This window comes from Streptomyces sp. NPDC048383, from assembly GCF_040651775.1.
In the GTDB taxonomy this organism is placed as follows: Bacteria; Actinomycetota; Actinomycetes; order Streptomycetales; family Streptomycetaceae; genus Streptomyces.
On the sequence record NZ_JBEZKS010000012.1, the window covers coordinates 56,414 to 78,645 of the forward strand.

Annotated in this window: 15 protein-coding genes; 5 read left to right on the forward strand and 10 right to left on the reverse strand. The window is 68.5% G+C overall.

All coding sequences use genetic code 11. The annotated features are described in order from the left end of the window. Positions 1 to 5 precede the first annotated feature (5 nt). The 6 genes from AB0D46_RS11335 to AB0D46_RS11360 all read right to left on the reverse strand — a co-directional run bounded on the left by AB0D46_RS11335 (position 6) and on the right by AB0D46_RS11360 (position 4,403). Positions 6 to 656, reverse strand: coding sequence for a hypothetical protein (locus AB0D46_RS11335; protein ID WP_362877055.1), 651 nt, complete (start codon positions 654 to 656; stop codon positions 6 to 8). Further along, entirely contained in the window at positions 653 to 1,087 is a 435-nt protein-coding gene (locus AB0D46_RS11340; protein ID WP_362877056.1) for a DUF6114 domain-containing protein, read from the reverse strand. The genes AB0D46_RS11335 and AB0D46_RS11340 overlap by 4 nt, the downstream gene beginning before the upstream one ends. Beyond that, positions 1,078 to 1,659, reverse strand: coding sequence for a DUF6230 family protein (locus AB0D46_RS11345; protein WP_362877057.1), 582 nt, complete (start codon positions 1,657 to 1,659; stop codon positions 1,078 to 1,080). Before AB0D46_RS11345 ends, AB0D46_RS11340 begins: the two co-directional genes overlap by 10 nt. Positions 1,660 to 1,850: 191 nt before the next feature. Beyond that, the gene (locus AB0D46_RS11350) at positions 1,851 to 2,627 is read right to left on the reverse strand and encodes a MerR family transcriptional regulator (RefSeq protein WP_362877058.1); all 777 of its coding nucleotides are present in this window, start codon (positions 2,625 to 2,627) and stop codon (positions 1,851 to 1,853) included. 28 nt (positions 2,628 to 2,655) lie between these two features. After that, positions 2,656 to 3,861 (reverse strand): methyltransferase, encoded by a 1,206-nt coding sequence (locus AB0D46_RS11355; protein WP_362877059.1) that lies wholly within the window; start codon positions 3,859 to 3,861, stop codon positions 2,656 to 2,658. A 191-nt stretch (positions 3,862 to 4,052) separates the two neighbouring features. Next, positions 4,053 to 4,403 (reverse strand): tetratricopeptide repeat protein, encoded by a 351-nt coding sequence (locus AB0D46_RS11360; protein WP_362877060.1) that lies wholly within the window; start codon positions 4,401 to 4,403, stop codon positions 4,053 to 4,055. A 117-nt stretch (positions 4,404 to 4,520) separates the two neighbouring features. On the opposite strand from AB0D46_RS11360, the gene AB0D46_RS11365 reads away from it, so the two are divergent. Beyond that, positions 4,521 to 5,486 (forward strand): pirin family protein, encoded by a 966-nt coding sequence (locus AB0D46_RS11365; protein WP_362877061.1) that lies wholly within the window; start codon positions 4,521 to 4,523, stop codon positions 5,484 to 5,486. Between the two features lie 307 nt (positions 5,487 to 5,793). Here the strand turns inward: AB0D46_RS11365 and AB0D46_RS11370 are convergent, their stop codons facing one another. Both AB0D46_RS11370 and AB0D46_RS11375 read right to left on the reverse strand, forming a co-directional pair. Continuing rightward, complete coding sequence (locus tag AB0D46_RS11370; protein ID WP_362877062.1) at positions 5,794 to 6,291, reverse strand: hypothetical protein; 498 nt, start codon at positions 6,289 to 6,291, stop codon at positions 5,794 to 5,796. A 230-nt stretch (positions 6,292 to 6,521) separates the two neighbouring features. Further along, on the reverse strand, positions 6,522 to 7,391 hold the full coding sequence (locus AB0D46_RS11375) for a transposase family protein (RefSeq protein WP_362877063.1): 870 nt from the start codon (positions 7,389 to 7,391) through the stop codon (positions 6,522 to 6,524). Positions 7,392 to 8,510: 1,119 nt separating this feature from the next. Here AB0D46_RS11375 and AB0D46_RS11380 point away from each other — a divergent pair. The 4 genes from AB0D46_RS11380 (at position 8,511) to AB0D46_RS11395 (ending at position 16,229) form a co-directional block, all read left to right on the forward strand. Next, complete coding sequence (locus tag AB0D46_RS11380) at positions 8,511 to 10,403, forward strand: ATP-binding protein (RefSeq protein WP_362877064.1); 1,893 nt, start codon at positions 8,511 to 8,513, stop codon at positions 10,401 to 10,403. A gap of 204 nt (positions 10,404 to 10,607) precedes the next feature. Further along, on the forward strand, positions 10,608 to 11,777 hold the full coding sequence (locus tag AB0D46_RS11385; protein WP_362877065.1) for an exonuclease SbcCD subunit D: 1,170 nt from the start codon (positions 10,608 to 10,610) through the stop codon (positions 11,775 to 11,777). 70 nt (positions 11,778 to 11,847) lie between these two features. Then, positions 11,848 to 15,294: an SMC family ATPase gene (locus tag AB0D46_RS11390; RefSeq protein WP_362877066.1), complete on the forward strand. Its 3,447-nt coding sequence runs from the start codon at positions 11,848 to 11,850 to the stop codon at positions 15,292 to 15,294. Continuing rightward, positions 15,291 to 16,229: a hypothetical protein gene (locus AB0D46_RS11395; protein ID WP_362877067.1), complete on the forward strand. Its 939-nt coding sequence runs from the start codon at positions 15,291 to 15,293 to the stop codon at positions 16,227 to 16,229. The genes AB0D46_RS11390 and AB0D46_RS11395 overlap by 4 nt, the downstream gene beginning before the upstream one ends. 478 nt (positions 16,230 to 16,707) lie before the next feature. On the opposite strand, the gene AB0D46_RS11400 is transcribed toward AB0D46_RS11395, so the two are convergent. After that, entirely contained in the window at positions 16,708 to 17,769 is a 1,062-nt protein-coding gene (locus tag AB0D46_RS11400; RefSeq protein ID WP_362877068.1) for a Wadjet anti-phage system protein JetD domain-containing protein, read from the reverse strand. Next, positions 17,766 to 22,232, reverse strand: a complete 4,467-nt coding sequence (locus AB0D46_RS11405) for a hypothetical protein (protein ID WP_362877069.1) — start codon at positions 22,230 to 22,232, stop codon at positions 17,766 to 17,768. The genes AB0D46_RS11400 and AB0D46_RS11405 overlap by 4 nt, the downstream gene beginning before the upstream one ends.

Here is a 22,232-nt window from a genome sequence, read left to right on the forward strand (position 1 = left end):
TCCGCTCAGGGGCCGACGGTGATCTGCTGCGCCGGGTTCGTGGTGTCGGTGACCTTGTAGACGGCGTTGAAGGTGGAGGTGGTCGCGCTCGTCGGGCAGCCGAAGCCGCCGGTGACCGTGACCGGCACGGTGGCGTTGGTGAAGGTCAGGCTGGGCGGTGCGCCGTTCGTCCAGGTGCCGTTGACACCGGCCGGGGCGGTCGGCGCGGTGGTGACGACACAGTTGGCCAGGCCCGTCGTGGTGACGACGAGCCCGCCGACCGGGACGTTCATCGTCGCGGTGATCGGGGAACCGTGCTGCATCGACACCGACCAGGCGCCGCTGGTGGTGACCGTCGGGGTCACGCCCCAGACGCTGGAGGTACAGGAGCTGTAGGTCGGCGGGGTGATGGGCGAGGAGACCGGCCCGGCCGGGTTCTGGTTGCCGGGGGCGGCCGGCACCGTACCGGTGGACACGGAGACCGTGCAGGTCACCGTGACCGAACCGGCCTTGAGGGTGGCCTTCCCGCTGAGGGTGGCCTTGAAGGCGTGCCCGGCCGGAGTGACGGTGGTCGACCCGGCCAGCGGTAACGGCGAGGCGGTGGCGGTGGCCGAGGCCACCGTCAGGGCGGCCGCGGCCGCCATCCCGAGGGCGAGCGCGGTACGCGTACGGCTCATGGCTGAGCTCCTTGGGGATCGTGGTGCGGGGTGGGAGCGGGGGGTGGGTCGTCCGTCCCGGGGGCGGCGGAGCCCCCGGGACTACGCACCGCGGACGGCTGCCAGGCGAACACCAGGCCGCCGCCGACGATGCCGAGAAGGGTGCCGATCAGGAACCCGCCGAGGTTCGACAGGACCAGCGCGGCGGTGGCGATGAGCGTGGTCAGGACCCCGGCGAGGGAGCGTTGCTGGGGGGAGAACCAGGCGGTGACCCCGAGGACGATCATGACGATCCCCATCAGGACGGACGGAATGCCCGCCACCCCCTGCTGGAGCATGATCTTCAGCGGTGCCAGGGGCAGGACACAGATCCACGCTCCGGCCAGGACGGCGAAGAGCCCGCCCCAGAACGGCCGGCCGCGCCGCCACCGCCGCCAGCGGCTCAGAAGCATTCCTTCTTGCCCTTGCTGATGCTCATGTTCAGCCCGGACAGCTTGAACGTTCCGGCGTTGGTCGCCCACGCCGTCTGCTGGAGACCGGTGATGCTCACCGTGTCCGCCTGTTGGGCGAACAGGTCCTGCATGCCCTGCGCCTCCGCGGGCCCCTTGTCCAGGGTGGAGGCGTCGCGTCCGATCTCGATGTTCGTGAAGACCGCGTCACCCGAGAGCTGTGTCGCGTCGACGAACAGGTTGGTCGCCTCGACCGGCTTCTTCTGCCCGGCGGTCAGGTTGAGCGAGATGTCGCCGATCATCGGAAGGGTGGTCACCACCGACTGGCACAGACTGTTCAACTTCGCCTCCCTGATGGCGGTGACCGCCACCGGGATCAGCTCCTCGCGGGCATTGACGTCGACGCTGCCGTACTGCGCGAAGCCCTCGCCCTCCAAGCTCTTCGCCGACACCTTGAACTGCTGCCCCGACACCGCGAAGGACGCGGCGAGCGCCCCCTGCGCCAGGGCGATGCCGAGTCCCGCCGTCACGGCCACGGCCGGCACCGTCAGCAGGGCGAACCTGCGCCAGCGCACCCGCCCTTCGCCTCTTCCCGCGTCGCCCGTTCCGTCCCCGCCGATCGTGCCGGGGGGCTCGGATAAGTTCGGTGAATCCGCCATGAGATCGTCCCTTATCTCGGCTGTGCACCTTTGTTACCGACGAGTTGAATGTAAGAGTGCCAATGGTGGTTGGCAAGGTTGTGCGAGTGCACCTTTTGAGCCGACTCCTACTGCTCCGTACGCAGCAATTCCGCGACCTCCGCCTCCACCCGCCGCGCCATCGCCCGGGCGAACTCTGCGGCCACGACCTCGCCGGCCACCGGCCGCAGCGCCGCCACCGCCTCCCGGACGTGATCCAACTGGGTGGCCGAAAGTGGCTCCAGGCCTTCCGTACCGATCACATGCCGCCGGAAAAGCCCGACGAAGCGGTCCGCGAGCGCGTCCGCCTGGATCTGTACGAAGTCACCCGCGTCCAGGATGTCCCCCAGCGGCACCCCCTGCCGCACCAACGCCAGCGTCGCCTCCAGCAACCGCCGGTTCGGATACGTCACCAGGTCCCCGTCGACCCGTACGTAACCCAACTCCGCCGCCCGCCGGGTGTGTTGGGCGGTCGCCTCCGGGCCGAACAGCTCGCGCAACTCGGCCCGGGTCATCGTCACCGGCTCCTCGTGCACCCAGTCCCGGGTCATCTCCCGTTCCAGCCCGAGGAGTTGGGACAGGCCGTCACCCTGCTCCCAGGCGGTCAGCAACTCCCCGATGCCGTTCACCGTGTACCCGCGCCCCAACAGGTCGCTGATCAGGCGCAGTCGGGTCAGGTGATCGTCGGAGTACCAGGCGATCCGCCCCTCCCGCCGCGGCGGCGGCAGCAACCCGCGCTCCTGGTAGTAGCGCAGGTTGCGCACCTTCACCCCGGCCGCGCGGGCCACGTCCTCCCGGCGGTAGCGCCGTCCCGGGCCCGCGGCCATGCCCTCGACCGATCCGTCCGTCTGCACCTGGCTGCTCACGCGGCCGAGTGTAGGACGTACCGGCAGGTCACATGGGGCGTGTGCGCTCCTCGCGCTTGATCGCCCGCAGCACCACGAACTTGGGTTCGCTCGCGGCCACTTCACTGTTGCCGAAGAGCCGGCGCAGATGGGTGTGGTAGCCCATGTGCCGGTTGGCCACCACCCAGAGCTCACCGCCGGGCCGAAGCGCCTTGCGCGACTGCGCGAACATCCGCAGCGCCGTGGCGTCGGTCGTCGCCTGGTGCGAGTGGAAGGGCGGGTTGCACAGCACCAGGTCCACGGAACCGGGCGGCAGCATCGCGACGCCGTCGCCGACCAGGAACTCCGCCGTACGCCGACCCGCCGGCACGTTGGCCTCGTAGGTGGCGCGCGCGGAGGCGACCGCCTGGTACGACTCGTCGGTGAAGACGACCTCGGCGTCCGGGTCGGCGACCGCGACGGCCGTGCCGACGACGCCGTTGCCGCAACCCAGGTCCACGACCCGGGCGCCGTCCGTGTTCGTGGGAATGTTCTGGAGGAAGAAGCGCGTACCGATGTCCAGCCGGTCCGCGCAGAAGATCCCCGCGTGGTTGACGACCTTCAGGCCGGCGCCCGAGCCGCCGTCCTCGTCCACCGTGTACGTCAGCGGCCACGGGCCCGGGGTGGTGGGCCGCGCGGCGCCCGGATTCCCCGGGGTGCAGAAGATCAGACGGGCCTTCTTCTCGGCGAGCGAGGTCTTCGTCGGGCCGAGGATCTTCTCGAAGAGGCGCAGCGTCGAGGTGTGGATCTCCTTGACCATGCCGGCGCCCACGACCACGGTGCCCGCGTGCACGTGCGGAGCGACCCGGTACAGCTGGTCCTCCAGCAGCGCCAGACTCTTCGGCACCCGCACGAGCAGCACGTCGATCCGCTCCGGTGGCGCGTCCTGCGTGGTCAGCAGGGACACCGTCGCCTTGGACGTCCCGATCCCGGCCCGGTCCAGGTTCGCCTCGGTGGCGGCCCGGGTCAACGAGGAATCGGTGATCTGCGTGGGACGGTACGAGGCCAGGGCCGTCGTCAGGGTTCCCCAGCGGTCACCGAGCACGGTGATCTGCCCGGCCGCGGCCAGGTCCACGGGGCCCCGCTCGCCGGTACCGGCGTCGAGATGACGCAGCAGGTACTCGTCGGCGGCGTCCCAGGCCTGGAGCCGGTCGCGCGGGTCCGCGGGGAAGCGGGTGAGTTCGTAGGAGCCGAAGGGCGTGGTCAGGCGGTTCATATGGGACCCAGGCTATCCGAGTCGGCCGCCCGGCCCCGCACACGCGGGGCCGGAGGGACGGTACGACTCGACGAGCACACCCGACGGCACGCGTTTGCGCAGGCCGGAGCGCTGCGGGGGAGGGGCGGGGGCGGGTCGGGGACGCGCCTCGGCGAGCCGGGCAGGCCCACCGGGCCCACCCGCTCGCTGACCTACTCGGGGAAGTCGCCCGCCATGGCCGCCGCGATGCGCAGGTGCGGGGCGGCCTCGGCGGCCCGGCCCTGTCGCTGCAGGGTGCGTCCGAGCAGCAGCTGCGCGTAGTCCTCGACCGGCCACCGCTCCAGGATCGCGCGCAGCTCGCGCTCCGCGCGGGTCAGCTGGGCGGAGTGGTAATAGGCCCGGGCCAGCAGCAGCCGGGGGGCCAACTGCTCCGGAGCCTCGTCGGCGACCGTCACCAGGACGCGCGCCGCCGTCGCGTACTCCTTCGCTTCGAAGAACAGCCCGGCGCGCTCCCAGCGCTCCGCCGCCGTGCCGTGCTCGTGGTATGCCGTCGGTGCGTTCATCGCGTCCCTTCCGCTCGCTCCCGGTGGGGTGTCGGTCCGTCCAACACGCCGTCCTGCCGGAACATTCCAGGCAAAGGACCGGTCACATCGCCACCGAGCGGGACTAAGTTGTCCAACATGAGCAATCTCGATCGCCAGCCAGCTCTCTCCGCCTGCGGCGGCCGCGGTTTCGTCGTGGCCGAACCGGTCCGCGAGCTCCTCAGCCCGCGCACCGTCACACTCGGCGGGTCCACCGAGGTCCGCCGACTCCTGCCGAACCTCGGCCGCCGCATGGTCGGCGCCTGGTGCTTCGTGGACCACTACGGCCCGGACGACATCGCGGACGAGCCCGGCATGCAGGTCGCACCCCACCCCCATTCGGGGCTGCAGACCGTGAGCTGGCTGCACGACGGGGAGGTCCTGCACCGCGACAGCGAAGGCAGCCTCGCCACGATCCGCCCCCGCGAGCTGGGCCTGATGACCTCCGGCCGGGGCATCAGCCACTCCGAGGAGAGCCCCCGCCCGCACGCCCGCTTCCTGCACGGCGCCCAACTGTGGGTGGCCCTGCCCGACGAGCACCGGAACGTGGCACCCCACTTCCAGCACCACCCCGAACTCCCGCAGGTGACCGCCCCCGGCCTGACCGCCACGGTGATCCTGGGCAGCCTGGACGGGGCAACCTCGCCCGGTACGGCGTACACCCCCATCGTCGGCGCCGACCTCACCCTAGCCGGCGGCACCGAAACCCGGCTGCCCCTCGACCCGGACTTCGAGTACGCGGTCCTGTCGATGTCCGGCGAAGCCCACGTGGACGGCGTCCCCGTCCTCCCGGGCGCCATGCTCTACCTCGGCTGCGGCCGCACCGAACTCCCCCTCCGCGCCACCTCGGACGCCGGCCTGATGCTGCTGGGCGGCGAACCGTTCGAGGAGGAGATCGTGATGTTCTGGAACTGGATCGGGCGCTCCAACGAGGAGATCGTACAGGCCCGCCAGGACTGGATGGAGGGCACCCGCTACGGCGAGGTAAAGGGCTACGACGGCCCCCCGATCCCCGCTCCGCAACTCCCGCCGGTGCCGCTGAAAGCACGGGGTCGGGTACGCTGACCTGCGCCTTTCTGGAAGGGACCTACCAGTCGAGAACAGCCCAGCAGAGATCACATCCCGCGCGGAGATCGTTCCGGCGGGGCGGGCGACGGGGGTTCCGGGAGACCCTCTCTGGGCCCTCTATGGTTCCCAGGTATGACCAGCTGGGGTCAGCTTTGCCAGGACCAATGCTGACCCAATGCTGACTTTGGTGACAGTTCGTCAGATCCGCTGGTGTCCCGCCATGAGGTTCTCGGTGGCGTTTGAAGCGCGACGCTGCTCGGTGCAACGTGTTGTACCGAGCAGCGGGACTGGCGGGGCGCTGGGCTCAGGCCGCGTCGCTCACGGCGGGCGGCCGCCTCCGCGAGCCGAACGTCGAGTCGAAGGTGCGACAGTGCGTCGTAGGCACGAGCAGATACGGAGCCCCTGAACCTGCGACCGAGTGGGGGCCGGTCTGCCCCGCCGCGAGGGCGTCGTACGGGGTGAGAACGTCGAGACTGTCGAACACGTAGTAGAGGGGCAGCACGGTCCACGCGACGAGCTGGAGGTGTGCGCGGACGGCGGCGCTCTCGATCGCGTGGCGGTGCGTCGCCCGACTGGTCATGCTGCTCTTGCAGTCGATCATTGCGACGTGGCCCTCCTTGGCGGCAAGGAGGTCGGGAGTCCAGCGGAGGGAGCTGTCGGTCTTTCGGAGTGCGGCTTGAACAGGCTGGGTGAGGACTCCCTGCCCCCACGGGTTGACCGCCCACCCGCGCGCGGTCAGTTCCTCGGCGATGCGCTGCTCGTGGGCGTCCCCCACGGCCTTCCTCTGCTGAAAGCTCGGCATGACGTGAAGTGTTGCGCAGCTCGCTCCGGTCAAAACGAGGGCCGGATGCAGACCGGCCAGGCGCAACCCCGCAGAACCCGTCCGTCTGCGTTCGCCGGCGTCCGCCTGAGTCCGGCTGTGTCTCACTGCGTCCGGACATTGTTGACCGAAAATCGTTGATGCTCGGCCCGTCTAACGAGCTCGTGCATGGTTGGCGGTGACGCGTCGAAAGGTGCAGGTCGGCTCGATGGTCACCGTCCTTGTCGGGTGCCGCGGGTAGACGTTTGCTGATGTGAGAGCCGTCCGGCGACGGCCTGGATGGTGTCGCTCATGTGCTCGCGTCGGCCGTGGTGACGAGCGAGCGAGCGCCAGTTCTTGAGGTGTGCGATGCCGTGCTCCACGCGGATCCTGCGTGAAGAGTGCGCCTTGCGCTGGCGCTCGTAGATCTCCTCGTACCAGTCCGGCGGGTTCTTCTTGAACTTGCGGTGCGGTGGTGTCACCACGCGGCCGCCGGTCTGGGCGCCCAGACCCTGGTAGCCGGCGTCGGCGAGGATCTCCACGGTCGGGCCGCCGGTCAGGTGCTTGACCAGGCCCAATTGTCGGGCGTGGGTGATGTCGGCACAGCTTGCCGGCTGGGCTGGACTGCAGAACAGCAGCCTGCCGTCGGCGTCGGTAAGGACCATCGCCTTGACGGCGTTCTGCTTGTTCTTGCCGGAGATGAACTTCTCCCGATCCTTGCGGCCGACGGCGGGCCGACGGACTCGGACCTCGGTGCCGTCGATAATCCCGGTCTGTCCGTTGGCCGCGAGGTGGTCGATGACCTCGGCGAGGGTACGAAGCCGAATACCGGACTCAATGACGCAGCCTCGGGCAGCGAGCAGGGGCCGCACCTCGGTGATTGCCCGGGTGATCGTGGAGCGGTCAACACCGAACCAGCAGGCCAGTACATCGTGAGTGACGCCGTGGCGAAGGTGAACGAGCGTGGCCAGGAGCCGGTCGATGAAGACCAGCCGGTGCTTCGCACCGGCTCCTACGGCTCGTTGGCGTGGCCTGGACTCCAGCCTCGCCTGGTGTCGTTCGCCCCATAACGGGGCTACCTCGGAAACGAGTTCGGCGATCACGTCGGCCGAGAGCTCTGTGATCCTTCGGTCGCTGATGATCGCTGCACGAGCCCCGTTCCCCACCACACGAACATGATCAGGGATCAAGCCCCGGCGCCGCACCGCCAACCATGCACGAGCTCGTTAGGCAGGGCCTCTCGAATCCGCCTGCTGCAAGACGGGGAGTACCAAAGGGCCGAGACGCGGCGTCCGTAAGCGCCCGCGTCGGGCCTGCGTAGCGAAATCCGGGCGGCACCCCTTCCTGACGCGGGACTGACACTCGGGGCTGGCTTTGTCATCGCCCTGCGCTCCGCTATGGCTCCGGCATCGGAGCGCAGGGCGACGCCGCTCGGTTGAGACGGCGTTCGTCATCCTCAGGCCGGTAGCCCCGACCGCATCCTCAGACTGTTCTCGCATCCGATGGGAAGCTCGGCGGGTGAGCGCGCAAACGCATCGCCCCAATTCTGAAAGCTGGGTGACGGATCGTGGAATCCGTATGTGGGGTCGGACGAATCTACGTAGGATACGTCGAACCGCATGAGGGTGGGGTACTTGAGGCGGTTATCACCGTGTGCGCTTTCCGGCGCGCGGGAATTGCCAGAACGAGGGGGGCACGGAACGTGTGTCTACAGGTCGGCTTTGGCCCGCTCACGGGTGTTGTCATCGATGACAACGACGGGTGTCAGGACGTTACCGCCTGCTGGCGGGGGCATCCATCCGTTTCCTCAGGTGCGGACGGTTACTTCACAAGGCCTGCGTCGCATCTCGCCGCCGATAGACGCCGCACCATCGCCTGACGATCTCGGGCGCCCGGCAAGCGGCAACAATCCGGCACGACGGGTACCAGGGGACCGGAGCAGCCCTGACTGGCGCTGCTCAGCCCATCTGGCTTGCCCCGTCCCGGCCACAGGGTCCCGCCTCACGACCAGGTCGATAGCGCAATCTCTGTGACCCGGCACCCGCCGGGCTCCCGGGTCCTACAAGGCCGCAGGTCCCTGACGGGCCCGCTCCTCAGCCCGCCGCCTCCATAATCAGGCGTCCTCGGCACCCAGTGTCCATTCACCGGCCCGCCAGCCTCGGGAGGCCGGGCCGCTACCACGATGCACCTCCGAAACCGCACCACACAGGGAGAGCTCGCCGATGACCGACACCGATTCCGGGATCTCCCACGCCGGCACTACCGCGGCTGTCCACGTGGCCGCAACCGCAGCCGGTCACACAGGCAGAATTGAGCAGCAGGTCGGGAAGGTGGCTGGCACCGAGGACTCCACACCCCTGAAGTTCCACGTAGCCGTGGCAGCTGACGCCTACCTCCAACTCGACGACGTGGTCAGCACCCGTCGACAGGTCCCTGGACACGGGACCGTCACGACCTCCGGTGTGGTCACTGAGGTTGTTGCCCGCCACGAGGGTGCCGCGTTCGACTCGGACGTGTTCCTCATTGCCGACGGGATCCTGCCGGCGCACGTGCAGGAGATCGCCGAGGTCACCACGACCCGCGTCGACCCCGAGTGCTACGTGCCGCCCCGTCCCGGTGAAGTGGCCATCCGGGCCACGGGGGCGGACCGGGACGCTGCGCTGTACTTCGACCGGATGGACACGCGCATCCCCGTCGGCATTGGCCGCGACGGCGCACCGATCTACCTCAACCTCGAGTTCCTCGACGGCACCCGTGGTGCCCACGTGTCCATCTCGGGCATCTCGGGGGTGGCAACCAAGACCAGTTTTGCGCTGTTCCTCCTCCACTCCCTATTCACCTCCGGCGCGTTGGGCGGCCGAGCCGTCAACGCCAAGGCCCTGATCTTTTCCGTCAAGGGCGAGGACTTGCTGTTCGTCGATCAGCCCAACGCCCGCCTCAACGACCCCCTACGCGCCGCTTACGGCCGGCTCGGCCTGCCCGCCCGACCTTTTGTCTCTGTCGGCTTCTACGCCCCACCGCTCCCCGGCGACACCACCGGACGCCCCCACGTAACCGGCCGGACCAGCGGCGTCACTGCGTTCTGGTGGACCCTCGCAGAGTTCTGCGAAAGCGAGTTGCTCCCGTACGTGTTCACCGACGTCGCGGACGAGAAGAACCAGTACACGATGGTTGTTCACCAGGTCACCGGTCGGCTGCGCCGCGAAGCCCGACCTGCCGGCAACGATGGCGCCGTTACCGTCGATGGCATCGTCCTCCGTACCTGGGAGGAGATGATCGACTTCATCTCCGAGCGAGTCACCGACGAAGCCACCCGTTCCCTCTGGGCGGGGCCGGCTGTAGGAACCGGCACCGTGAATGCGTTCGTCCGGCGGCTGAGGTCCTCTCAACGGCCGCTCACCCCCCTACTCCGGGGGGACCTGAGCACGGTCACCGACCGGCCGGTTGGCCACTCTGTCGACACGTCGCTCCACCAGGTCACAGTTGTTGACCTGCACAACCTGCCCGAGCGCGCTCAGCGCTTCGTCGTCGGTGTCGTCCTCGCCGAGGAGACCGAAGGCAAGGAACAGGCGGGGCCGGGCGGGCTCCTCTTCACAATGATCGACGAGCTCAACAAGTATGCGCCCCGTGAAGGCTCTTCTCCGATCAAGGATGTGCTGCTCGACATTGCCGAGCGCGGCCGTTCGCTCGGCATCATCCTCATCGGAGCCCAGCAGACCGCCTCCGAGGTCGAACGGCGTATCGTGTCGAACTCCTCGATCAAGATCGTTGGACGGCTCGACCCTGCGGAAGCTACCCGTCCCGAGTACGGGTTCCTACCCAAGGGGCAGCGGCAGCGCGCCACCCTCGCAAGGCCCGGCACCATGTTCGTCTCCCAGCCGGAAATCCCGGTGCCGCTGGCCGTCGAGTTTCCCTTTCCAGCTTGGGCCACACGGCTCTCCGAGGTCAGCGAACTGGCCTTCGCCGAACCTGCCTCCGCCAACGGCTTGGCCTCCCCCCGGGGTGCCGCTGGGGAGATACGGCCAGGCCCGTTCGGCAAGCTGCCAGCGGCCGACGACGACCGGTGGCTCGACGATTTCGACGACGGCGCCGTCGAAGAGTCCCCACCTTTCTGACGGTTCATCATCTGAGGTCCGCCGCGCCCTGACCTTGTTGGTCGTGGATTTCCGTGATGAAGGGCTGTCCGGACAGGCCAGTCTGACGGCCCGCTCTGAACGTCCGCGTCACCGGACACCCCGAGCGTCCGCTTCACCCCATCCCGCATACCACCTCATGCCTGCCCACCCGGCCTGCTTCGTCCCTCCGGAAGGACCGTCCCGGTGAAGTTCCTCCACACCTCAGACTGGCATATAGGCAAGATCCTCAAGGGCCGCAACCGGCTCGACGAACAGGCCGCAGCACTAAGCGAGATGACCCAGATTGCGCTCGGCAACGAGGTCGATGCCGTGCTCATTGCCGGCGACATCTATGAGCACTCTGCACCGAGTGCCGACGCCCAGAAACTCGTTGTGCGCACCCTGATGCAACTGGCCAGGCGGAACATCGAGGTCGTCGTCATTGCCGGCAACCACGACCACGGTGCCACGTTCGAGGCGTACAAGCCGTTGATGGGGGTCGCTGGCATCCACGTCTACGGCCAGGCGAGGCCAGCGGACAAGGGTGGTGTACTCACCTTTCGTGCCAAGTCCACGAACGAGCCTGTCAACGTCGCGGTCCTGCCTTTCCTCTCCCGCCGCTACGCCGTCCGCGCCGCCGAGATCATCGCGAACACCCCCTCGCAGAACGTCGGTGCGTACGATCAGTTGGTCCGCGATGTCCTGGGCGGTCTGACGGCGGCGTTCACCCCGGACGCCGTCAACATCGTCATGGCGCACCTCACGTGCACGGGCGGCGCCTTCGGAGGCGGCGAACGGGCCGCCCAATCAATCATGGAGTACCACGTCCCCGCCGCAATCTTTCCCGTGGAGGCCCATTACGTGGCCTTGGGCCACCTCCACCGCCGACAGCGGATTCCGGCAGCCTGCCCGGTGCACTACAGCGGATCCCCGTACCCGGTCGATTTCGGCGAGCAGGACAATTCGCACGTGGTCTGCCTCGTCGAAGCCGCCCCCGGCACTCCGGCGCAGGTCATGGACGTCCCGGTCACCGCGGGCCGCCGTCTGCGCACCGTTGAGGGGACTGTCGCCGGGCTCATTGCCGACCGAGCCGCCTACGGCGAGGACTACCTCCGACTCGTCGTCACCCAGCCTGCGTACGCCGGCCTGCGGGACGACCTGACCGAGGCCCTTCCCAACGCCCTGGAGATCCGCATCCATCCCGAACATGCGAGCTCCGGCGCCAAGGCGGGGATGGCCGTCGACCGGCCGGCCATGACGCCCGCGCAGCTATTCACCGACTACTGCCACAGCGTCGGCGTCAGCGACGCTCGGATTGTGGATCTGTTCAACGAACTCCACGACGACCTCACCCGCTCGACCGCCCACCCCTGATTGGCCCCCTTAGCTCCTGTTTCCGCCACCCCAGGTACGCCCACACGCCCGGTAAGGAACAACACCCCAGATGCGCCCCGTTCGCCTGGAGCTCAACGGCTTCGCCGGTTTCCGCGTCGCCACCGTGGTCGACTTCACCGACGCCGACTACTTCGCCCTCGTCGGCTCCACCGGGTCGGGGAAGTCCACCGTCCTCGACGCGTTGACGTTCGCGCTGTACGGCTCGGCTTACCGTTGGGGCCGGAGCAATGCCATCTCGTATGCGCTCGCCCCCACCAGCAACCGCTGCACCGTCTCGCTCACCTTCGACGTCGCGTCCCAGCGCTACCAGGTGGCCCGGGAGGTTCGCCGGATCGGCGGGCAGGTCCAGCAGAAGGCCGTCAGCCTGGTCAGGTTCGCCGACCCCACCGCGATCGCCGTAGACCCGAGCGGGCCGCAACCCGAGGTCCTGGCCGGCGAGATCAAGGAACTCAATGCAGTCGTCGAGCAGTTGCTCGGCCTGTCCTTCGATGACTTCTGCCAATGTGTCGTCCTGCCCCAGGGTGACTTCGCCCGGTTCCTCTCCGCGAACACCGTCGACCGCCAGCGGATCCTGCTGAAGCTCCTCGGCGCCGCCCACTACGAGGGCATCGGCAAGCGTGCCGGCATCCAGAGGGACGCGGCGGCCAAGGAGGTCGACGTCCTCACCGAACAGCTCGGTCGTTATGCGGGTGCCACCCCCGGAGCCGAGGCTGACGCGCATGCGCGGCTCTCGGCACGGGAACGGCTGGCCACCACCGTCGACGAACTCGTGCCTGGTGCCGACGGGGCGCGAGCCCGTGCCGTCGAAGCCGCCGCCCGCGCAGACACGCTGCGCGCCCAGGCCGACCTGCTCGCCTCCGTCAGCGCCCCGCACGGTATCGAAGAGCTCCAGCGCGCCGCCGACGACGCGAAGACCGCCGTCGAGGAGGCGCGCGAGGCCGGCGACGAGGCCGTCCGGGCACTCGCCGCCGCCCGCGCGGCCGGCCGGACCGCCCCTGAGCGCGCCGCCCTCGAACACACCCGTGACCTCCACGCGGAGAGGGCGGACCTCGGTGCGCGCCGCGAGGATGTCTTCGCGGCTGCGGATCGCGCCGACCGGGAACTGGCCCGGTGCCAGGAGCAGTTAAGCAGCCTTGAAGTCGCCGTCGGCGCCGCCCGCACGGACGAGGCGGAGGCTCACGGCCACCTCGAACGTGCCCGTCAGGCGCACGATGAGGTCCGGCGCCGCCGGGACCGGCTGGCCGGTGTGCGCACCCCCGAGGAACTGCCCGCCCTGGCCCGTCGGGCGGCGGAGCTCGCCCAGCGGGCCGATGAAGCGGAGAAGCGACTCGCCGAAGCCCGCGACCGGCATGAGCAGGCGGCTTCCGCGCTCGCTGACGCCGGCGACGGGAGGCGCATCACCGAGGCCCGCGAGGTGCTCGACCGGCTCGACCAGGCCACCGCCGACCTCGCCGCGGCCATCGGCGAACTGGGCCACGTCGTCGAGGCGGCCGGCCGGACCGAGGCCGCGGTCACCGCTGCGCGGTCCCGTTCCGAAGCCGCCGCGACCGCCGTGGAAGAGGCACGTGCGCTCGCCGGCGCCGGTCGGCTGCGCCCGTCGCTCCAGGTCGGCCACGCCTGCCCGGTCTGTGAGCAGAACGTCACCGTGCTCCCGCCGCTGCTGCCCGACCCGGCGCTCGCCGCGGCCGAGGACAAGGCGGACGAGGCGACCCGCGAACACCGTGAGGCGTTGTCCCGGTATCAGGAGGCAACGGCCTCGGTCACCGGCAGGCAGCGTACGGTCGACACCGTCACCGAGCGGCGCACCTTCATTCAGCAGCGCCTGGCCGGCCTGCTGTCGGATCTGCCCGGAGAGGCCGCGGGTGAAGCCGAAGCCTTCCCCGGCGACGTCCGTGGACCCGGTGAGGACGGAGAGTCCGGAGCCGACCGTATCCGGCTCGACCGGCTCATCGCGGCACGCGACCGGCTCGTTGCCGCGGAAGAGCAGGCCCGAGCCGCGGCAGGTGAGGCTGGGGCGGTGCACGGGACCGCACTGGCCGGCGCGGGTGCGCTCCGGGGGGAGCTCGACCGGGCCCGGACCGTGCTCGACAGGCAACTGGGCGCCTTGACCGACCTCGAACCGCCCACCGTGGAGGCGGCTGTTCCCGCCGACTCCGCACACCGAGGGGCTCTCGGGGCCCCCGCCGACCTGACGGCTGCCTGGGCCGCACTGGAAGCCTGGGCCCGCACCGGCACCACCGGGGCGGAGGCCGACCTGTCCGCTGCCGCGAGCGCGGTTGCCGCCGCTGACGCGGCCCACCGGCACGCTGCCGTCCGCTTCAATTCAGCCGACCGGGCACACCAGGAAGGAAAGGGCGCGCATGCCCGGACCGTGCAGGACGCCATGACCGCCGGAAACGCCCGTACAGCCCTCACCGCCCGGCTTCGCGAGCTCGACGCACTGCTGTCCGGCGCGCCGTCAACGCAAGCCATCTCCGGCCTGCTCGCTGAACGCGCCCGCCTCGACGCCGCCGTGACGGACGCCGAAGCCCGGGCCGACCGCACTCGCGACAAACTCGGCGAGGCGCTGGCCGAGCAGCAGCGTTCGCTGGCCGGAACAGAGGCCGCCCTCTCCGAACTGACGGCCGCCCGGGACACTGTGGCAGCACTCGCCCCGCCCCGCCCCGACACCGCTGACCTTGCCGCTGCCTGGGCCAGCCTCGTGCACTGGGCCGCCCGTGAGGCCGCCGGCCGCCGGGCCGAAGCGGTACGCAGGCATGCCGAATCCCGGGCCGCGGCCGACGAGGCCGAGACGCTCCTGGCCCGGCTGGAGTCACAGCTGACCGAACACGGTCTGGACCCCGGCGACCTGGGCGAAGGGCCAGGCCGTACCGCGCACGCACCCATGGTGGTCGCGATCGCTGTCGAACGGGCTCGTGCCGAGGTGCAGCGGATCGTCCACGACCTCGCCGAGGCCACCTCGGTACAGCAAAGGATCGACACTGCCCGCGCCCGGCAACAGGTGGCCACCGAACTGGCCAGGCTGATGCGATCCGAACGGTTCCCGCGATGGCTCGCTGAATCCGCCCTCGACACCCTGGTCGAGGGCGCCTCGGAGTCGCTCCGCCGTCTCTCGGGCGACCGTTTCGACTTGAGTCACCGCAAGGGCGAGTTCTACGTCGTCGATCACTCCGACGCCGATACAGAGCGCTCCGTACGCACCCTGTCCGGCGGCGAGACGTTCCAGGCCAGCCTCGCCCTGGCGCTGGCTCTGTCTGAACAGCTGGCTAGTCTAGGTGGGACAACGAAATTGGAGTCCATCTTCCTCGACGAGGGTTTCGGCACACTCGACCCCGAATCCCTCGACACGGTCGCCGATACCCTGGAGACCCTCGCCCAGGGCGACCGCATGGTCGGACTGATCACCCACGTACCCGGGCTCGCCGAACGCGTACCGGTGCGCTTCCGGGTGCACCGCGACACCCACAGCTCCGTCGTCACCCGGGAGGGCGCATGACGAACACCGCGCGCCCGGCCCCGATGCGGTTCCACGTCGACGGCTGGGACCCCACTTATGGCTCCAGCGTCGAGAACGCCGAAAGCCTTGACAACGCCGTGGGTGACTCCACCGCAAGGGTCGTCCCCGACGTCGAAACCGTCTCCGCCGACTGGAAGCCCATCTCCCCCTCGTACGGTCCCGCCCCCGGTGCCGTCCTGTTTGTTGACGGCGTGCGCCGCGTCGAGGCCCGCATTTGGATCGAACAACCCACGCCTGCCGACCGGCCGGTACTAGTCGCCGCCAACTCGCACCACTCCGCCGCCAATGCCGCCGACGCCACGATGGCCCTGTGCGCCTCGTACGCCGCTGGCACTGTGTGCTGCTGCCCCGGCCACGGCGCACACCTGCTGACGGTCGAGTCCCGGCGTGGCCTGTTTACCACCGCCCCCAACGCTGTCGACGTACCCACCACGGCTGGCACCTACCGGGCGCACGTCACCGCCGACGATATGGAGGAGAACCTGGCAGTGCTGCTCTCGTCGGCGCTCCAAAGCAGCCTCCGGGACCTGGAGGTCCTCGCGGCCACCAACGCCCGCACCGCTCTCGACGGGCACGGCGTCGCCGACGGCTCGGACCTGCTGGTCGTCGACGGCCCGCTGCGCGGCCGCACCCACCTGCCGCGTGCCCTGGGCTTCATCAAGTCCCACCGCACCGCCTACCTGCCGCCTGATCTCCACGCGATGGTTGCCCACCTCGCCCCCGGTGAACGCACCCCCGTGTTCCTCATGGGTACATCCTGGGACCGCCACGCCTGGTACCTGCCTGCCGTGCACGCCCGGCCCACCGTGGGCCGGGGTGGTTCGCCTGGAATGCGCCGCCAATGTCCCTCGGGAAGAGGCGGTAGCTCTGGCCGACCTCTCGCAACGCGTGCTGCCGCGGTACGCCGGCTGTGAGTACAAGGACCCCCGGGCCCCGCAGAACCTCGTCCCGGTCGCCGGTCTGGAACGGGAATTGCGCCGCCGCCTGGGCAACTCGTCCCTCCTGGCCAGAGCCCTCCGTACAGCAGCGGCTGCCTGACCCGAAGGCGGTGCCGGTTCCGGCCCGAACTGCTGTAGCCAGACGGGTCATCGAGCGGCGGACTCGCCATTCCAGGCGCAGGCGGCCCCCTGCCAGCTGGTGTTCCAAGGCATCTTGTGTCTGGCTGCGCATGCCTGGAGAAGGCAACGTCCCCTCCAGGCACGCGGCTTCACGTCATTACGAGCCCAAACTTCTTGCGTGGGTAGCTGCGAAGAACGTTCTTGGTCTGCTGCTGGGGCACGGGAGGCGCCTCCGCTGACTTGCCAGAACTGTGACGGTGAGCCGTAGACGGACTGGGCTGGCCCGAGAACGGTCCGGATCTCGGTACGGCTTTGCGGCGGGCGAGCGGGCGGGTCACAGTCGCCAGCGCGACTCTGAGCCCAGCAGGTTGCGATTCGTTGCCTCCTGCGCGATGCGCCTGCCCGTCGTGAGGATCCCGTGAGCTGACGGTCTGAGATCTGGCGGCAGCCACTCGACGAGAGTGTTAGCCCTGTGGTCTCCGATGCATTCGCCGGGGGTGGCGTCGCGGCCCAGGAGTAGGCGGTACAGCTCGGTGGCAGGTTCGATGGGGGGCAGACCCCGTTGGGTGGCGGCGATGGAGGCCCTGGCGGGGATGGCCAAGCCTTCGGCGTCGAGGTCGCCGTAGTAGTTGATGTGGCTGATAGCGGGGAGCTCTCTGATGTTTTCCACAGATGCCTCGAATGCTCGGCCAGAACCGAAGGCGATGGAGCCGATGTTGCCGGGGGACGGCGTGAGTAGGCTGCGGAGTGTGGCGAAGGTGTCGCTGTTCTCCGCTACGAGCAGGGTGTCGCCGTTCCCGAGCTGGCGGTAGGTCAGTGGGGGTGGCTCGCGGTAGGTGGCGAGTTGATCGAGGGAGAGTCGCTCCGGAGCGAAGAGAGCGCCCGAGATAAGTGTGTCGAGGCGTTTCTCGTCCTTGAAGATTTCGTGGGATCGCTCGCGCAGGGATATCGGTTTGCGCTCCTCCGGGCGGTGGCTGGTGTCGCGGAACCATCGATTGATGGCACTGAGGTCCTCGGTCTGCGCGGCGGTGAGGCGGACGCTATGGGCCCAGTCGAGTTCGGGACGCCATGAGATCTGCCTTCGCGCCGTATTGGTCTTTGTAGGGGTAACGGCATTCATCCGTACCCGATCTGGAAGGGCGGGACGGCCCACGTCCCATCTGGCCGGGTCTGAGGGGAGGCTCAGGATCTGGTATTCCGCGAGTTCGTTCAGGAGCGTGGAGAGGGCGGTTCTCGCGTGTCGTCCACTCGCTGTTCCTGGTAGTGCCGCGGTGAACGCTTCCATGAGGGTGGCCCGGCTGACCGTGACGCGGTCGGCGCGGGCCTGCAGCGTGGCGCTGAAGCGTGCTGCCCCCGGTGATAGGGGAACCGGTGTGTGGTCGGGGAGCGCGGTCATCGGACGTTGTCCTGCTTGAAATACAGCCGGGCTGAGGTGAGGTATCCGGATGGTTCGGGCTTCTCGTCGTCTGAGGCGATGCGGGGTGCGGGAACGAGGGCGCGGCGTACCCGTTCTTCAAGCCTGATCAAGGACAGGCCGCTTCGAGCTTCGGCGTCGTTGCGGAGTTGGATGTGCATGGGGAAGCGGGAGGTGACGGCCTCGTCGCTGAGGCCGGTGGTGTAGATGAGCTGGATACCGAGGGCTGCGGCCATCTCCAGCTGGATGTCGACGAGATAACCGGCATTGGCGCGGCCGATGGGGTTATCGAGCAGCAGCAGTCCGCCGTTGCGGGTGCGACTGCGAGGGCCAGGTGAGGTGCGGAGCGCGGCAAGGGCGCAGTACAGCAGGATGGCGCCGGTAAGTTCCTGGCCGCCGGAGAACACCTTGCCCATCTTCTCTACAGGCACGCGCTCCACTCGCTGAGTGGCGTTGGGTTTCATGACCTCGGCTGTGAATCCCCGCGGTACGGCGTCCTTGAGGCAGCGCATGACGACGTCGATGCCTTTGAACTTGCGGGTGCGCGGGTTGCGGGCCAGGGTGTCGACGGTTTCACGCATCTGGGCGGCCAGTACAGATAGGTCCGGCTTCTTGTAGCGGATGGTGAGGAACTTCTGCCCGGCCCACGGTGTGTCCCCGTCGGGGAAGGCAGAGAAGCGACTGGCTTGGTCAAGCCGTTGCAGAAGGTCACTCACGTGGCCGCGGAGCTGCGAGGCTAGGGCCTCGCGGGTCTTGGCCATGCCTTCCAGGTCCGTGGTCAGGGCAGCGATGCGTGAGCGGAGTGCTTCGGCCCATGTTTCGGCCATGGCGGGGATCTGCCGGCCGTTCAGGGCGGAAATCTGTGTACGCAACGGGATATCGAGCCCTTCGAAGCGGACATTGGCAGCCTCTTCTTTGAGCCGGTTGACGCTCCTATCGAGGTCGCGCTCTGTCTGCTGTGCCTTGGTACGGGAGGTGCCGTACACGGTTGTTGCCTGGCGAACGGATGTCTCGGCTGCCTCTGCCGTACCCTGGTACGGGGCCTGAGCTGCGGGAATGCTGAGGCCGTGGACTGTGGACTCCAGCAAGGCCAGTACGCGGTCGAATGCCGAGCGCTCCCGGTCAGAGTCGTTTTGGTTTCGACGGGCGTTGTTGAACTCCTCTGCGGCGGTGCGTTCGTCCTTTTGGGCTGTGTCGTACTCGCTCGTAGCGCCAGCCGTCAGGGTTCGGGCCTCGTCGAGGGAGGCTGGTGTCCAGGCGGCAATATCCTCGTCGGTGAGCCGGGGAGCGACGGTGGTGGACGTAAGGCTCTCGGCTCGTGCCTTGAGCCGACTTTCCCGGTCCCTCAGCTGCTGGAGGCACTTGTCCTCGCCATGGATCTGCGCGGCCAGATCGCGCAGGACGGCATGGCGCTGGACCTTGTTGCCGGCTCGCGCGTCACAGCTGAACTCCTGTGCCAGACGCTGCACTTCCTCGGAGATCTTTCCCCATTTCTCCTGACTATCGAGGAGAGCCTGCTGGGCCTCGGAGGCCCGCTGTTGGTGGTCCTCGCCGACTTCCATGCCCAGCAGCTCACCTCGTGCTTGCCGATAACGATGCTGGAGAACGGTAAGGGGCTCAGGGGGCACGCCGAGCGCTGCCTGCGCCTCTTGCGCTTCGGGAGTTGCGGTGATCTCGGTGCGGGCCTGCGCGTAGCCGTGCGCCTGCTGCTCCGCAGCCTCGATCGCACGTGCGTGGCGGAGGATCTCCTGTTCTGCCTGGGCGCACTGATTGCGCAGGGTGTTGAGGTCTCGCTGTCGTGCCTCGCTTTCAGCGGCGAGCGCCGCGATGCGGGCCTGTGCTTGGTCGGCGGTGGTTTCCGCAAGAGTCAGCCGGGCCAGGGTGCCAGCGGTTTGCCGAGCCGTCTGTGCTTCATCGATCAGGCCTTCGTACGCCTCTTCGGCGGCGGCCAGCGCGGTATCCTGCTCGTTGGCCGCACGGCAGGCCGCCTCCAGTGCCTCCTTGGCCTCTGCGGCGGTGGCCTGCAGTTCTTCAAGACGCTCGAGCTGTGAGGGGACGGGCATGTCTCCGCAGGCGTCCTGCCAGTTCGCGATCTGACCACCGAGGTCTCGCGCCGATTTGAGGCGCTCCTCAAGCTCGTGCAGTTCGCCCGTAACGGCGGCGATGCGGGACTCGACCTGGGCGCGTTCGCGTGCGGCGGCTTGCTCGTCGTGCATGGCTGGCGTCGGCTCGACCACAAAGCGGCCGTCCTCACCCGAGGAATCCAGGCGCAGCAACCGCTCCCCAGTGCCCACCGCGATGGCGGTGGCCGGCCAAGGGCGCGTCTGTTCCAGATGGCGGCGTGCTTCCGTCAGGCCGTCATGGCCGCCCACCACGATTCCGCCGACCAGATCCGGATGGGCGGTGATGACCTGCCGATGTTCGTCGGCGGGTACGTTGTCGCGCATCCACTGCCACCCTGGCACAGCCGAGATGCCGTGCGCGGAAAGGTCCGCGCACAGGCCACGGACCTCTTTCCCGGCGGGAAGTAAACCCTCGCTGGTGTCGAGTGCCGACAGAAGGTCCTGGTCCGCGCCAAGGTCGATGCGCTTGCGCGTCGTCGTACCGTCGAGGTTGCGGACCCGCCGCTGGGCGAGATCCGTCAGTACAGAGGCGTGATCATCCAGCCAGCGCAGCGGATCCCCGCCGAGAACCTCGTCGACATGCGTTTCCAATAGCTCGGCGCACATCGGGTTGCGCCTCACAGTCTCGGCCCGGGCGCGCAGGTTGCTGACCCCGGAGTCGGCTGCGGTTGCGGCATTGCGGCTCGTCAGTTCCTGCTGCCGCTTCTCTGCCACGGCCTCGTGTGCCTGGTCGCGTTCGGCCCTGCTGAGCTGGCGTGTCCGTTTGGCCTCTTCAACGAGCAGGCCGAGGTGTCGAGCGTGGCCGTCGGTACGTGCCGCAGCGTCTGCGGCGCTCTCGTCCGCAGCGACGACCCCCTCGCGTCGGGCAACTGCCAGGTCGGAGGCGAAGGACTGGATCTGCTCCTGGAGGGTGCCAGTCTCCGTCTCGGCGGAGCCGTCCTTCTTGAACAGTTCTGCAATGTGGTCCCGCCACACGTCGATCTTGCGCTGCGTGTCCTGAGTGCCCTCTTGGCGCTTGCCGATCTCCTCTCGGACAGTTGCTTCGGCCTGGGCATAGCCCGCGCGAAGCGCTGCCGCCGCAGTGTCCACTGCCCGGACGTAAGGGGCGGCGGTCTGCTCGGCCTTCGTGAGAGCCTGCTGGGCGCGACTGTGGTTGTCCACGGCCTGCATGTGCCGCAGCGCGACGGGCACCTCCTCCCAGGCGGCACGCTTGTTCTCCAAGTGCTTCCTCTGGGTCTCCGTGTCCTTCGTGTCTTTGGCGACCGCATCCAGTTCCAGGGTGTACGTACGTCGTTGCACGTGACGCAGACGCTCTTCTGCGACCGCGCGGCTGTGTTTCGCACCCTCGAGTCCACGATGTGTCGTGTTCACCGTGGTGGAGTGCTCCTCCGCGGTGGCGGACAACTGTTGATGACGCAGCCTGAGCGCGGCGGTGACTGCGACCAGTTGCTTTTCAGCGTGCTCGGCTGCGTCGGTGTGGTCCCGCATCGTCTGGTGAAGTCCACCGACCTCGCCGCATGCCACATGCATGACCTGGGCGAACTGTCGCTCCTTGTCCCATTGGGTACGTTGATCGTTCGCTTCTGAGTAGGTGCGAAAGGCCGAGCCGAGATCCGCGTACTGGTCATCGTCGGTGGCCTTGCGCAGTAGCCAGTCCACGAACGCGTCGGCGCTGTTCGTGGTGAACGCCGCTGCGGCGTCGCTCTCCTTTGCGTTCATTCGGCGCTGAATGTCGAAGAGATCAGGCTGCAGCCCCAGTCCGCGCTGATGCCTTTCCCACTTTTCCTGGCCCTCCTCGATCCATAGCTCGAGCGCTTCGACCCGGCTCTTCAAGTCACGGAGTTCGGTGCAGTAGTCCTCGAATGGCAGCCAGTGGCCGTCGCGGTGGAATGGGAGCCTGTCGGCGTCCAGCGCGGCTGACGGGTGAAAGCTATAGAAGAGCCGGTGGAGGTTCCCCTGGCCATCCGGAGCGAGAACCTGCGCGGTGACCAGCAGCCGGCCAGTCCGAGCGTCGGCCCATTCCAGTACCACGTGAGACGGCTGGGCAAGGGAGACGACAAAGTCGCGAAGAGTCTCCAGATCGTTGTGGTGGTGCGGAATGGTGGTGCACATGATGCCGGTCAGCAGGACACCTTTGCCTCCGCCGTTTTGCAGCATGACGAGGCTGGCTGGCGCGGGGCGTTCGCTGACGTGACCGGCGTCCGGGATCAGCGACGCGGATTCCACAGGGGCGCCAGCGCCGGAGAAATCCAGGGGGACGTCTTCGTAGCGGGCATCCCGGGGGCCGAAGTTGCGCAGCAGGATGCGATTGAGCTCATACAT